This window comes from Methylococcus sp. S1M (assembly GCF_051295855.1).
Lineage (GTDB): Bacteria > Pseudomonadota > Gammaproteobacteria > Methylococcales > Methylococcaceae > Methylococcus > Methylococcus capsulatus.
Genome location: NZ_JBPDXO010000005.1, coordinates 104,767 through 117,737 on the forward strand (window position 1 = coordinate 104,767; position 12,971 = coordinate 117,737).

The 12,971-nt window shown below is 59.6% G+C and carries 11 protein-coding genes and 1 pseudogene; 4 read left to right on the forward strand and 8 right to left on the reverse strand.

Annotated elements, in window-relative coordinates:
* Positions 1 to 125: 125 nt before the first annotated feature.
* Positions 126 to 2,201, reverse strand: a complete 2,076-nt coding sequence (locus ACSHWJ_RS10435) for an acyltransferase family protein (RefSeq protein ID WP_218797237.1) — start codon at positions 2,199 to 2,201, stop codon at positions 126 to 128.
* Positions 2,202 to 2,526: 325 nt separating this feature from the next.
* Here ACSHWJ_RS10435 and ACSHWJ_RS10440 point away from each other — a divergent pair, with 325 nt between their 5' ends.
* Together ACSHWJ_RS10440 and ACSHWJ_RS10445 are read left to right on the forward strand one after the other, a co-directional pair.
* Entirely contained in the window at positions 2,527 to 2,706 is a 180-nt protein-coding gene (locus ACSHWJ_RS10440; RefSeq protein ID WP_371131243.1) for a transposase, read from the forward strand.
* A gap of 104 nt (positions 2,707 to 2,810) precedes the next feature.
* Positions 2,811 to 3,170: a hypothetical protein gene (locus tag ACSHWJ_RS10445; protein ID WP_256996391.1), complete on the forward strand. Its 360-nt coding sequence runs from the start codon at positions 2,811 to 2,813 to the stop codon at positions 3,168 to 3,170.
* A gap of 443 nt (positions 3,171 to 3,613) precedes the next feature.
* Here the strand turns inward: ACSHWJ_RS10445 and ACSHWJ_RS10450 are convergent, their stop codons facing one another.
* On the reverse strand, positions 3,614 to 3,805 hold the full coding sequence (locus ACSHWJ_RS10450; protein ID WP_432539762.1) for a hypothetical protein: 192 nt from the start codon (positions 3,803 to 3,805) through the stop codon (positions 3,614 to 3,616).
* Positions 3,802 to 4,113 carry a transposase gene (locus tag ACSHWJ_RS10455; protein WP_371131324.1) on the reverse strand — a complete coding sequence of 104 codons (312 nt, stop codon included), beginning with the start codon at positions 4,111 to 4,113 and terminating at the stop codon, positions 3,802 to 3,804. Before ACSHWJ_RS10455 ends, ACSHWJ_RS10450 begins: the two co-directional genes overlap by 4 nt.
* A gap of 145 nt (positions 4,114 to 4,258) precedes the next feature.
* Here ACSHWJ_RS10455 and ACSHWJ_RS10460 point away from each other — a divergent pair, with 145 nt between their 5' ends.
* Positions 4,259 to 5,524, forward strand: coding sequence for an IS256-like element ISMca5 family transposase (locus ACSHWJ_RS10460; RefSeq protein ID WP_432539763.1), 1,266 nt, complete (start codon positions 4,259 to 4,261; stop codon positions 5,522 to 5,524).
* Positions 5,525 to 5,605: 81 nt separating this feature from the next.
* Here the strand turns inward: ACSHWJ_RS10460 and ACSHWJ_RS10465 are convergent.
* From ACSHWJ_RS10465 to ACSHWJ_RS10480, 4 genes and pseudogenes are all read right to left on the reverse strand, one after another.
* Positions 5,606 to 5,761: pseudogene (locus tag ACSHWJ_RS10465) on the reverse strand (transposase); the annotation flags it as partial.
* A gap of 36 nt (positions 5,762 to 5,797) precedes the next feature.
* Positions 5,798 to 7,900, reverse strand: coding sequence for a hypothetical protein (locus ACSHWJ_RS10470; RefSeq protein WP_432539764.1), 2,103 nt, complete (start codon positions 7,898 to 7,900; stop codon positions 5,798 to 5,800).
* Between the two features lie 187 nt (positions 7,901 to 8,087).
* Entirely contained in the window at positions 8,088 to 8,957 is an 870-nt protein-coding gene (locus tag ACSHWJ_RS10475) for a hypothetical protein (protein ID WP_218797242.1), read from the reverse strand.
* Between the two features lie 64 nt (positions 8,958 to 9,021).
* Positions 9,022 to 9,768 (reverse strand): hypothetical protein, encoded by a 747-nt coding sequence (locus ACSHWJ_RS10480; protein WP_218797243.1) that lies wholly within the window; start codon positions 9,766 to 9,768, stop codon positions 9,022 to 9,024.
* Positions 9,769 to 10,093: 325 nt separating this feature from the next.
* On the opposite strand from ACSHWJ_RS10480, the gene ACSHWJ_RS10485 reads away from it, so the two are divergent.
* Complete coding sequence (locus tag ACSHWJ_RS10485) at positions 10,094 to 11,035, forward strand: sigma-54 interaction domain-containing protein (protein ID WP_218797244.1); 942 nt, start codon at positions 10,094 to 10,096, stop codon at positions 11,033 to 11,035.
* A 12-nt stretch (positions 11,036 to 11,047) separates the two neighbouring features.
* On the opposite strand, the gene ACSHWJ_RS10490 is transcribed toward ACSHWJ_RS10485, so the two are convergent.
* Positions 11,048 to 12,790, reverse strand: coding sequence for a bifunctional metallophosphatase/5'-nucleotidase (locus ACSHWJ_RS10490; RefSeq protein WP_010959807.1), 1,743 nt, complete (start codon positions 12,788 to 12,790; stop codon positions 11,048 to 11,050).
* Positions 12,791 to 12,971: the final 181 nt, after the last annotated feature.

Sequence of the window (12,971 nt, forward strand, 5' to 3'; positions counted from 1 at the left end):
ATTTGATTGTCTTGTTAATATATCGCCCACTATGCCGTGCATGGAAAATAATCTATAATGTATTTTGTCAGCCTTTCGGTTTGGGAAAATTGATTTTTGCAGTTGCATTTTTCTCAATGGGTAAATTACTCCAGAAAGACATCGTCTAACTTACTCTTTGTCTCAATTACAAAGCTAGATCGAAGATGATTTTCATCTTTGTAAATGGGGCGACCAAACTTGTCGAGTCGAAAACATTTATTATTGGGACATAAGTCGTGGATTTGGTCAATGACTCTTGCGCCAGCTCCTAGAGCAATCGACCGTAGCTCATTATTGAGGTTGAGTTGTTCCTGAGGAATGTCGATTGTGTCAGTCGCAATGCGTCTTGTAATATTTAGTCTGTTTCGTAATATATTACGCGGGTTGAAAAATTCACCATTTGGATTATCAAGGAGCAAATACACGGAATAGTTTTTTGAGAGATCTGCGAGCATTTCTCTGAGCGAAGCGATCGCTAATTTCTTTCCATCGTGGCCTCTAAATAGGGACTTGGCCCCGCTCTTTTCGTAGTAGAAATTTTGTGGGTCATTGACAAGTTTAAAAGTTTGGGGGTGATGTACTAATCCGGATGGCTTGGTTTGATCAATGAAGTAACAATTCCAGCATCCCCCTATAACGATCTTTTGTATATCGATCGATTTCTTCAAGATCTCACGAAATTTGTCCACAAAAGATCTGCAGTGTTGATGTCTCTCGTCATCAAATACAAAAGGCACTAGCGGGCATCCTATGTCTGTCATGAAAGCCACGGGAGGCATTTGAGTATGTTGTCCGAGGTGCACAACTCTGGGGCCGAATTGCATAACATGGGAATCACCGACAATTAATATCGTTGGGGGGTGTGTGGAATTTCCATAAAGAATGAGCCCGTCTTTTTCCATTTTGTTTAGGCCTACTGGCCATTTCCAATCGTTTACTGCCTCAGAAATCGCATTGTGCCGCTCTGAAAATGACCTATTTGGTATTCCTTCTCTCCAATATGTTATACATCCTGTAAAGCCAATAAGGCTCATCAGCGATAACAAGGCGACTGTTTTTTTCTTGGGTTGTGTTCCGAAGCGTATCGGTCGCTCAATTATCGCGTACGTAGCCCAAGCGAGTGCAATAGAAATCACGGTAGTCGTGATTCGGACAAAATATCCCGGGATCTCGTTATCTATGATGTACGTAAATGCCAGTAGTGGCCAATGCCACAAATATAGCGGATAACTTATTGTGCCGAACCAAATCGCAACTCGGTTGGACAAAAGAAAGCGATTTAGCCATGTATGGGCTCCTGCCGAGATAACAAATATCGTACCAATAACAGGTATTGTTGCTAAGATGCCAGGGAATGCATTTTGTTTGGTGATATTGAGTACGCTAAGGACGATTAACATCACTCCGAGAACTGATTCAAAATTGCGTAACAGTTCTCGTGCTGTTTTTTTTGGCGGTAAGTGAAGTATCTTGTTAAGGTGCTCCTCTAACGCACAGTAGAATCGCTCAAAAAATGTGTTTTTATAAAATATAGAGGAAGCAAGGAGAGAGCCGCTCGCCAACTCCCAAAATCTAGTTTTGGGGGAGTAAAAATCTTCTACAGGGCTGCTTTGATATATGGCGATGTTGAGTGAGAATGATATGGTTGCGGTTAGAACGATGATTACCTGAGGATTGAGTCGTTGCTTCCATGTCAAAACAAGCAAGAGAGGCCATGCGATGTAGAACTGTTCTTCGATTCCAAGGCTCCATAAGTGTAGTAATGGCTTCGTCGTTGCGGAGGTATCAAAATAGCTGCTTTCCTGCCATAGTATGTAGTTTGATATAAACGTTGCGGCGCCAGCAATGTGTTTTCCTAGTTGCTTATATTCGTCGGCTAACAATATATTCCAACCAACAGCAAAAGATGCAGATAATACGATGAGCAATGCAGGAAATATTCGCCGGATGCGGCGGCTGTAAAACTCAACAAAACTGAATTTGCCAGTTTGGAGGCTGGTGAATATTATGGTGGAAATTAAATATCCCGATATAACGTAGAAAATGTCGACGCCGACAAATCCGCCAGGAATGCGTTCTGGAAACATATGGAACCCGACAACAGATAGTACTGCGAGGGCGCGTAGGCCGTCGATATCGGCGCGATATCTTTGATGTGTTGCATCTTTTATGGGCAGCATTAGAGTTGCGTACGTTGATTTTCCATCATGCGGTTTAAAACACCGGCTTTCAGCCGGTCAGCTGTCGATAGGTTTTGATTTTGTGAAAAGCCGGAACTGCTCTGGTGGTAGGTAAAGAGATCTCCACTTGGAGGCCGAGCGTCTTCCGAAGGAATTCATTGGTGAGTTTCAGAGTTGGAACCATGCGCCAGTTGGTCAGCGTATCGCTACTATCTCCATGATCGAACCCTGCTTGGGGAAGCCGGCGAGTTATCCAAGCGATTTGAATTAGAATTAATTGAGGTGTGGATAGAACGCTATTTCCAGCCCAACCTTCGGCGCGGCAGTGCGTGCAAGCGTTCGCGTAAGTGGATTGTCGTGGGTTGTCGATACCATTCTGTACTTGGTTAAACTGGGCGCCCAATGGCGACAATTGCCTCACGATTTTCCCCGTTGGAAAGCGGTGTACGACCATCTCCGCCGCTGGAACAAAAAGGTGTATGGGAACGTGCGTTGGATGACTTGAATCGGCACGGGCGGAAAAGAACTGCAGAGGCCCTCACTCTTGCTTCGGCATCATCGACTCGCAAAGCGTGAGCACCCAATACGACAGCGAAGACCGCAGCATCGATGGCGGCAAAAAAGCGAAAGGGTGCACTTGCCCTGAGCACGGTCGAACGGAGCGACACATTGTGGCGGAATCTGTTGGACATCGAGGCTGATACCGCAACTTTAACGATGGGGCAAGGGGGGGGCTTGCGAGGCGTTGCGTCTATCCGCGAAAAAGATCCGACCCTACAAGCGTTTTCCGGCGATTCCGGGTATCGCGGCACCGCCGTTCGGCTTGTCGACGAGACGTTGGGGTTGACGCTGTACAATTCCGAGCAGATACATGCTGGCTTTGCGGTTTTGCCCAAGCGCTGGGGCCACTCGGCTGAACTCAGGACGAGCGTCGAGCGCACGTTCGCTTGGCTCGGTGCATTCCGCTGACTCGCCAAGGATGTCGAAATCCTCACAGCCACCCTCGAAAGTATGATTCGCCTTGCCATGCTCAAGCTGACTCTTGCTAAACGCGCCCGGGCATTTACCAGACGGGCTCTTATCGGCGGTTCTGGGCCGATGTCCATCCGTGCAACCACAAACGGGTGTACCCAGCGTATTGTACGATGAAGAGGAATCTGCTGAGAAAAACGAAGCGGTTGCCAAGCCGCGAGCAACAGTTGCCACGCGCCGCTGACGCAATCCGTCGGGTCTGGTGGGCTGGTCTCTTGCGTGACACGCTGTGCGACGGTTGGCCGTTGAGGACCCTAAACGTCATCAATGAAGGCAATGCTGCCGTGGCCACGCCTCCCATGCCAGAGCGTAATCTGAGGAGGGGCGTTGTACTCATTGATTTTATTCAGACGATCATTTAGACCCTGTCTGGGAAAAGTTCAGGCATATTTAGCAAGAGTCAGCTTGAGCATGGCAAGGCGAATCATACTTTCGAGGGTGGCTGTGAGGATTTCGACATCCTTGGCGAGTCTGCGGAACGCTCCGAGCCAAGCGAAGGTACGCTTGAGCACCGAGCGCCTGGGCAAGACCGCGAAGCCATCTTGGATCTTCTCGGAATTGTACAGCGTCAACCCCAAGGTCTCGTCGACAAACCGAACGGCGGTGCCGCGATACCCTGTGTCGCCAGAAAAGGACTGTAGGCTGGGATGCTTTTCCGCGGTTCGACGTAGCACCTCGCAAGCCCCACCGTATCGTGAAGGTTGGCGGCATGAACCTGGACGTGCAACAGGTTGCCCAAGACATCGACCACAACGTGGCGTTTGCGCTCTTTCATTTTTTTGCCGCGATCGATGCTGCGGTCTCCCCTGTCATACTGGGTTTCGACGTTTTGCGAGTCTTGGAACAGCAGGCTCTGCCGTTTTTTCCCGCCACTGCCGATTCAAGTCATCCAGAGCGCGCTCCCAGGCGCCGTTTTTGCCCCAGCGGCGGAGATGGTCGTGCACCGTTTTCCAACGAGGAAAATCGTGAGGCGAGCCTGTCAGGAATTTTGTGTTTGAGGCATAGCATGTTGGAAAGGAGCATCTATGCCAAGCAAGAAGAAGCCGGCGGCAGCCGGCATGACGGCGCTGCCGTCGATCCCGCAAGAACTCATTGAACAATTGACCGGCGGCACCACGCCGATGACGGCCGAACAGATCAACGCCACCACCATGGCGCTGAAGAAAGCGCTGATCGAGCGGGCGCTGGGCGCAGAGCTGTCGTACCACCTGGGTTATCCGCCTGGCAGCGCCCGCCCCGAGGATGCAGCCAACCAGCGCAACGGCAAGTCCGCCAAGACGGTGCTGACTCAGGACGGGCCGCTGCGCATCGAGGTGCCGCGCGACCGCGCAGGCTCCTTCGAGCCCATCCTGATCCCCAAGCACGAGCGGCGTTTCACGGGCTTTGACGACAAGATCGTGGCCATGTACGCGGGGGGCATGACCGTGCGCGAGATTCAGGGCTTTCTGGCTGAGCAGTACGGCACCGAGGTCAGTCCTGAATTCATCAGTTGCGTCACGGATGAGGTGATGGCCGAGGTCACCGCCTGGCAGGCACGCCCGCTGGAGCCGATGTACCCGGTCGTATTCTTCGACTGTCTGCGGGTCAAGATCCGCGAGGATGCCGTGGTGCGCAACAAGGCCATCTATCTGGCGCTGGGCGTGCTGCCCGACGGCACGCGCGACATCCTGGGCCTGTGGATCGAAAACACCGAGGGGGCCAAGTTCTGGATGAAGGTGTTCAACGATCTGAAGACGCGCGGCGTGGCTGACATCCTGATTGCCGTCACCGACGGGCTCAAGGGCATTCCCGAGGCGCTTGGGGCGGTGTTTCCGGCCACGACGCTGCAGACCTGTATCGTGCACTTGATCCGCAACAGCCTGGACTATGCCAGCTGGAAGGACCGCAAAGCGCTGGCAGCGGCGCTCAAGCCCATCTACACGGCGCCCAGCGCAGAAGCCGCAGCGGCCCAACTCGATGCCCTGGAGGCTGGCCCCTGGGGGCAGAAGTTCCCCACGGTGGTGGCGACCTGGCGCCGGGCCTGGGACCGCGTCATACCGTTTTTTGCGTTCAGCCCGGCGGTGCGCAGAGTGATCTACACGACCAATGCCATCGAGAGCCTGCACAGTCAGCTGCGCAAGATCATCAAGACGCGGGGGCACTTTCCCAATGACGAGGCCGCCACCAAGCTGCTGTGGCTGGCCTTGCGCAACATCACGGCTGACTGGGGCCGAGCAGCCAGGGAGTGGAAAGACGCCATGAACCAGTTCGCCATCGCCTATGGGGAGCGCTTTACACGACCGGCCGCGTAATATGTCCACTGGGCTCGTCTGAAACGGCAGCCCGAATAAAGAGCCTTGAACACAAAAATTCAGACAGCCCCCGTGAGGCAGTTGCCGCCATTGGGCACCCGTTTTAACCAAGTACAGAATGGCATCGACGATCCGTGTACGCGAATGCTTGCACCCCCTACCTCGCCGATTGTTGGGTTGGAAGTAGAGCTCTATCCGCACCCATTCGTGCTCCTTCAACTCACTCGGATAACTCAATGGCCTCGCTCGTCAGATCCAGGAGCATTGACGTTACTACGTTTTCTTTTTCAAGACAGGTTCTGAAGGCTGCTCCGTCACCATCAACGCCTTGGCCTGCAGCTTGAGGGCGATCGCCTTGTGCAGGCGCAGGTTCCGGAGCGGGCCGATTTCCGTGTGCAGCGCCTTCTTTTCCAGGGCCAGTGCTTCCTCCAGCCGGGCCAGGGCTTCGGGGTAGGGGAGCAGCGTCCCGCCCTGCAGCACTTCGATGGCATCCTCGGTGTCGGCCATGGCCAATTTCAGCGTTTCCTTGGCGTTCCTGCCGCGCAGGTCCATGGATTTCCTGGACAGGCTGTTGGAGCTGCGGATGTTTTCCAGGGCGTTCAAGGTCCTGAGGAACAGGGCGATGGCGGTCACCTGCGATGATTCGAGCTTGACCCGCCTGTCCTTGCCGGACGAGGTCTTCGCCCCCGGCGACTGGTTGAAGGAGTCGCCGTTGTAGGAGGCGATCGCCTCTTCCAGCGTGTTCACGCTGTTGTTGTGGAAGAACGGCGCGGTGTCCGCGGCCTCGACCAGCGGGGGGGTGTTGAAACGGCCGTTACCGTAGCAGGTGTGGTCCTGGCTGAAACCGCAACTGACCCGTTCCTCCTTGCCGAAGCCGCCGTCCACGGCGAGGGCGGGATCGAGCAGGAACGCGGGGGGGGTGCGCATGTTCTCCACGCCGGTGTCGCGGGTGGGATTGGCATGGGTGGTGGAACTGTTGGCGCCGGCGTTCTGGTGGCAGCCGTTGCAGTTGGCCGTTTCTCCCAGGATCACTTCGCCGTTCCGCACAGGGTTTTCCTTGACATCGAACAGCAGCTTGCCTTGCTGGACCAGCGGGGAATTGAAACTGAGCTTGGAAAGGTCGATGTCCTGGGTGCGTCCCAAGGACAGCATGTAGGCTTCCAGCGCCGTCAACTCCTCGTCCGTGGGAAGCCGGAAATCGACCTGCGGAACGCGGTTCAGGGTCTTCGGCATGTGCTGGGTGATGGCGCCCAGGGCGAATTCCCGCAGCGAACCGGTGCCTGGGGAGCCGTCGCCCGACCAGCCCAGAGCGTTGGCGAAAGCTTCGTCTTCACAAAAATCGCCTTTGCCGCCGTGTTCGACGCAGACCTCGACATCGATGGAAGTGGGCAAGGCGAGCAAATGGGGGACGCTGCGCATGACGCCCGGTTTGTCGAAGCCGTCGACGTTGGCCAGGATCAGGCCCATCTGCCGCAGCAGGGCGGGTTTCTCCAGGTCCTTGAGATCCGGGTTGTACTCGGCGACGAACAGCGGGTCGGAGGCGGGCAGCTTGGCGATGTAGCGCGGATCGATGGTGTGGTTGTTGTCCGGGCGGTGGCAGGTGGCGCAGGTGCGGCCGTTGCCGTCGAAGGTTTCCTCGACGAATATTTGCCGGCCGCGGGCAATGAGCTGTTCCAGGCTGGCGGCGTCCGGCCCGGCCGTCTGCGCGACCGCGGCCTTCGGGAGCAGGAAGGCGAACGGCAGGGCGGGGCCGGAGGCGGGAGCCGGTGCGTCACCGCTCACCGTCAAGCTCCAGGGCTGGGAGGAAAAATAGGTGCGCTGCAAAAGATTGGGGGCGCCGAACAGGAGGCCGCCGCGGTCCGGGGTGGTGCCGCTCTCGGTGATGATGGCCTGGTCGAGTTCGAAACCGGCCAGCGATGTCCGGTCGAGGGTGGTGCGCAGTATCGCCCCGCCGTCTGCCGTCCGCCTCAGCATGCCGAGCCCGATCAGGCGATCGCCTGCCTCGGGTTTCACCGCCCGGCTGGTGCCGCCGCGGTTGTCCGCCAGCCAGACTTCGTAATCCCTCTCCGCGGGTAGACCGCGCGCCTTCACCTCCAGAGCGCCGGTGAGCAGGTTGAGGCGCAGTTCGCCTCGGCCTTGTGTCCTGGCTGCCGAGAGGGTGGAGGAGGGAACCAGGGCGAGCTTCAGTGTCTCCGCGTCGCCCTGCTGCTCGTGCCGGCTTTTCCATCGCTCCATGACGGAACGGAGGGTCGCCGCATCGCCGTGGCCGAGCATCGGGGCAGCCGGTTGGGATTCGTCGAGAAAGGCGGTGTCCAGGGCCGCTGCCAGCACCAGGGCGGCGGCGAGCGAGGCAAGGTGTCGAGAGGATGAAAGCATGGCGTTTTACCGTCGGTGTCGGACAGACCGTCCGGCGGGCTCTCTGCCCGCTGGCGGCCGGGAATGGCCCGGGTCGGGCCGGTTGGTCCGGGAGGTGGCGATTCCAGGCTTGTTCCTGCCTGTCTAGAGGAGGCGGCGGGCCGCATCTCAAGAGGGATACGTCCGTGTATCCCGAAAACTTACGGTCTCAGTAGCACTGGCACTGGCCCAGATACTGCGGCAGGTTGCACAGATCCACGTTCATGCAGTGGCTCATCGGCGGATGCCAGCAGGTCTTGCCGACGACGCAGCCGTTGGGATCGATCACCTGGCCGCCGCCGCCACCACTGCTGGCCTGCTTGACGTCCACCTCGAGCTGGAAATAGACGTCGTGTTTCTGGCTGGCATCGCCGTGCTTGGCATCGCCGCCCACGGCCACGGTCAGCCAGTCTTCCTTCCTGCCCTTGAGTGTCAGAGGGCCGCTGACGCTGGCCACGGTCTGCGGACCGACACCGTAGGCCGACATGTAGCCCGGGTTCGTTTTGCTGGTCCACGGGGTGAGCAGCCAGCCCCAGAACGGCGGTGTGGTTTGGAACTGGCTCGGATACCAGTGCAGGTGCGGCCCCTGGTTCTGGTTGCCGCGCCAGACGGTGAGGGCGGGGATGAGGTCGCTCTTGGCCGGATCGCTGCCGATATAGCGTTTGGCGTTGATGGTGACGTTGAGCTTGCTCAGACCCTGCGCTTTCAGACCGCTCAGGTCGATGAGGAACCATTTCGAATGCATGGCCCAGCCGTAGCAGGTTCCGGGTACGGCGCCGGCCGGCGGATTGGTCGCCGGGTCGCACCAGGCCATGGACTTGGTGGTCGGGATGCTGGCGGGCGAGCCGCCGTCGCCGGGGGTGTCGATGGTCTGGCCGGAATAGACCGAGAGCGCCGAGGCGCCGGCCTTGGTGTCCTTTTTCTGGAACACGAATTTCGCGGCGTAGATGATGCCGTCGCCGGGGACGATTTCGACGGCTTCCGCCGGGGTCGCGGCGCAGACGAGCCCCAGGGCCAGGGCGGTGATAATTCTTTTCATCGTGAATCCTAAAAACGGGTCGGACTTGAAAGTTGGCGGATGACCGAAGCGAAGCGCCGTGGTCTCACTGCGCCGGCTGCTTCTGTTTCACGTCGACGGTCAACTGGTAATTGACGTTGTGTTTGGTGTTGGGGTCCTTGGCATCGCCGCCCACCGCGACCGTCAGATAATCCTGGGTGCCGCCCTTGAGCTTGAACTTCCCCATGACCGAGGCGAAATTCTGCGCGGGGGTCGCGTAGGCGCTGTTGTAGCTGAACTGATCGCCCTTGATGAAGGTGTCACGCTGCAGCAGCCAGCCCCAGAATTCCGGCATCCCCTGGAGTTCGCTCGGAAACCAGTGCATCTGCGGTCCCAGTGTCTGGTTGCCGCGGTAGACGGTGAGGGCCGGGATCATGTCGTTGTTCGTGGGATCACTGCCGGCGTAGCGTTCGACGCTGACGGTGACCCAGACGGCGTTCAGCCCCTGGCCCTTGAGCTTGCTCAGGTCGATCAGATACCAGTTGGCGTTCATACCCCAGCCGTAGCAGCCATTGTGCTCGTAGCCGGCGGGGGTGACGGCCGGATCGCACCAGGCCATCGACTTGGTCTGCGGGATCATCGTCGCGTTGCCGTCGTCGTTCGGCGTGTCGAAGGCCTGTCCGGAGTGCAGGGAGGCTGCGGCCGCGCCGGTCTTGGTGTCCTTCTTGTCGAAGATCAGCTTGGCGGCATATTGGATGCCGTAGCTCGGATAGATGTCGCCGGCCAGGGCGTTGCCAGCGGTAGCGGCGAAGCCGGCGGCCGTCATCGAAGTCAGCAGCTTGCGGAAGGTCATCGGTTCCTCATGCAGGGAATGATCGGAAAATATTATCCGGTCCTTATGGACGCAATATGCAGGCCAAAGGCTGGGCGGCGTAATTCCGGCGTTTCCGGCGGCCAGGCCGCGCCCTGGGTGTGTGAAATGACTCAACTGGTGAGGTTAATCACTCAGTTGGTCGGGATCGCGGCAGGGTGTCACTGCCCGAGCACGCGAGACGATGAGACGTCCAGGATGAAAGACGGATTCCCACGCATGGCACGCCTGATGCTTCGAAGTGCGCGGCGAGCGCGGTCGAGACGGGCTTGATCGTCGGCGGGAGAAAACAAAAGGAAAAGCGTCCATGTTCGAAGTGCTCATCGGCCGGTCGCCCGGTTTCGAGGCGCTCATCCGCAGCGCGCGGCTGGTGGCTGCGACCGATGTGACCGTCCTCATCGTGGGCGAAACCGGTACCGGCAAGGAACTCCTGGCCCGGGCACTCCAGGGCCACAGCCTGCGCGCCGACCGGCCTTTCGTCACGCTCAACTGCGCGGCGCTCCCGGCTTCGGTCGCGGAATCCGAGCTGTTTGGCCATCGTCGCGGAGCTTTCACGGGGGCGGTTTCGGATTTCCCCGGCCGGCTCGAGACCGCCGATGGCGGCACCCTGTTCCTGGACGAGATCAATTCGCTGCCTCTGCCGGTGCAGGCCAAGCTTCTGAGGTTCCTTGATTCCGGGGAAATCCAGCCGGTCGGCGCCCGGGCTCCGCAGCGGGTGGACGTGCGCATCATCGCGGCGACCAATGCCAACCTGGCCGACAAGATCGACACCGGTGAATTCCGCCGCGACCTCTATTACCGGTTGAGTGTGGTCCCGCTCGAAATCCCTCCCCTGCGCGAACGCGGCGGCGACGTGGAACTGCTGCTCCACCACTTCATGCGTCATTTCGCGCAAACCCATGCCATTCCGCCGGCGGTGTTCGCTCGGGGGGCGGTGCGGCGTCTGATTGCTTATCCCTGGCCCGGGAACATCCGGGAATTGCGGAACCTCTGTGAACGCCTCGCCATCCTGATGCCTGGCCGGGTGATCGAGGAGCAGGATCTCCCCGAGGAAGCCCTGCGCGCCCCGCCACAGGCCAGGCCATTGTTCACGCTCCCGGATGAGGGGTTCGAGCTGGAGCGGATGGAAATCGACTTCATCCGCCAGGCGCTGCAGCGGACCCAGGGTAACCGGACCCGGGCCGCCCGGCTGCTCGGCCTCACCCGCGATCAGCTCAACTACCGTATCCAGAAGTACGGCATCGATTGATTGGCCGGCCGCTCAGGGCCGGCGGATGATCCGGCGGAGCGTCCCCGGCGTCAGCGGCGAGTGCCGGCCGAGATAGCGCTCCAGCGCCGACAGTTCCGGCATGGCGGCCCTGCGGTCCGTGCCCTGGGTGAATACGGTGAAGCCGTCGCCGCCGTCGGCGAGGAAGTCGTTGGTGGCGATCCGGTAAGTCCTGCCGGCGGCGACCGGTTTGCCGCCGAGCCGGATGGAAGCGGGATCGACCTTGTCGCAGGCCTCGCCGCCGGCGTTCCACGTATACTCGAAACCGCCGGAGACCTGCAGAATCCGGTTGGCCGGCTGGCCATTCGGGCAGCCCGGGAACTGCTGCTCCAGGAGCTGCTCGATCTGGGCGCCCGTCAGGGTCATCGTGACCAGGGTGCCGCCGAAGGGCTGGATGTCGAAGGCTTCACGGTACCTCACCCATCCATTCCTTTCCGGGGCATGGGATAAATCCGCCCGCATGCCGCCGCTGTTCATGAAGGCGATGGCGGCGCCGCCGTGTCGGCGGCTGCGCGTCGCTTCCAGCTGGGCGTCGGCGATGAGGTCCCCCAGGGCCGATTCGCCCGCATCGTCGGGCGTCCGGCTGAAGGTCGCGGTGATGCGGCCGATGATCCGTTCCTCGACCGGCCGGGACAGCCGGCCATAGTCTTCGACCAGCCGGGTGAGCAGCGGCTCCGGCTGGACGTCGCGGCTCACTACCAGATTGCGTGCCACCGCCGAAGTGACCTCGCCGGTGTTCGCGTCCAGCACCAGGTCGATGTCGCTGACCAGGCGCCCGTAATCGTGGGCGCTGGTGACGAGCACCGGTTCGCCGGCGGCGTTGGGCAGGCGGCAGGCATAGGTCTCGTGGGTATGGCCGCTGATCACCAGGTCGACTTCCGGGTCGAGCCGGCGCACGATGCCGGCGATCGGCCCGGAGAGACCGGGACAGCCGTCGGACCCGCCGCCGGGGTGGCCACCTTCATGGATCAGCACGACGATGGCTTCGATCGCCTGGGAGCGTAATACGGGAACCAGGGCATTGACGGTCTCCACTTCGTCGCGGAATTCGAGGTCCTTGACGCCGCCCGGCTTGACCAGGTTCGGCGTGGTTTTCAGGGTCAGGCCGATGAAGCCGATTTTCCGGCCGTGGAACTGCTTGATGCCATAGGCCGGGAACAGTGTCCCGCCGCTTTTCCGGTCGAAGACGTTGGCGGCCAGGAAGCGGAAGCTGGCGCCTTTGAATTTCCGGCCGACTTTCGAGCGGATCATCGGGCTGAGTCCTTTTTCGCGGCACGACCGGCCTGCTCTTTCCAGCCGGGGGTGGCATCCTCCCCGCTGCATGCGCAGAAGTTCTTCGCGTCCCTCGTCGAATTCGTGGTTGCCCACCGCATTGAAGTCCAGGCCGAGCAGGTTCATGGCCTCGATGGTGGGTTCGTCCTGGAAATGGGCGGAAATGAGCGGGCTGGCGCCGATCAGGTCGCCCGCCGAGACCAGGACGTTATCGGGGTTGGCGGCCCGCAGCTCGCGGATACGGGCTGCCAGGCGAGCGACGCCGCCGGCGACGGTCGGCACGCCGTTCGACGGGAAGTCTGCCGGCGGACGCAGGTTGCCGTGGAAGTCGTTCATTGCGATGATCTTGACGGCGATGGCAGGGGCGGCGGCATCGGGCGCGGCGCACACGCGGCCGGCAGGGAGGAGGGACGCGCCGGTCAGGGTGGATACCGCCAGCAGCCGTACTATGATGGAGGGATTCATGGCAGGCTCCGGTCGGGTCAAGTTCGCGGACGGGGCATTGTGCCTGGGCCGGATGCGCCGCGCCAACCCCCTGTCGGCGCGGCCGGCCGCGGTTTCCCGCGAGTCACGAAAGTGTAAAGAACCGCTCTTAATCTTTTCGGGCATTGGACGCTGCCGTCTTTCCTGCCCTTCGCCGATCGAA

Bases quoted from the DNA above. Each gene is read 5' to 3' on its own strand.
- ACSHWJ_RS10435 (WP_218797237.1), bottom strand. From the start codon at position 2,201: ATGCTGCCCATAAAAGATGCAACACATCAAAGATATCGCGCCGATATC.
- ACSHWJ_RS10445 (WP_256996391.1), top strand. From the start codon at position 2,811: ATGGCGGCAAAAAAGCGAAAGGGTGCACTTGCCCTGAGCACGGTCGAA.
- ACSHWJ_RS10460 (WP_432539763.1), top strand. From the start codon at position 4,259: ATGCCAAGCAAGAAGAAGCCGGCGGCAGCCGGCATGACGGCGCTGCCG.
- ACSHWJ_RS10470 (WP_432539764.1), bottom strand. From the start codon at position 7,900: ATGCTTTCATCCTCTCGACACCTTGCCTCGCTCGCCGCCGCCCTGGTG.
- ACSHWJ_RS10475 (WP_218797242.1), bottom strand. From the start codon at position 8,957: ATGAAAAGAATTATCACCGCCCTGGCCCTGGGGCTCGTCTGCGCCGCG.
- ACSHWJ_RS10480 (WP_218797243.1), bottom strand. From the start codon at position 9,768: ATGACCTTCCGCAAGCTGCTGACTTCGATGACGGCCGCCGGCTTCGCC.
- ACSHWJ_RS10485 (WP_218797244.1), top strand. From the start codon at position 10,094: ATGTTCGAAGTGCTCATCGGCCGGTCGCCCGGTTTCGAGGCGCTCATC.
- ACSHWJ_RS10490 (WP_010959807.1), bottom strand. From the start codon at position 12,790: ATGAATCCCTCCATCATAGTACGGCTGCTGGCGGTATCCACCCTGACC.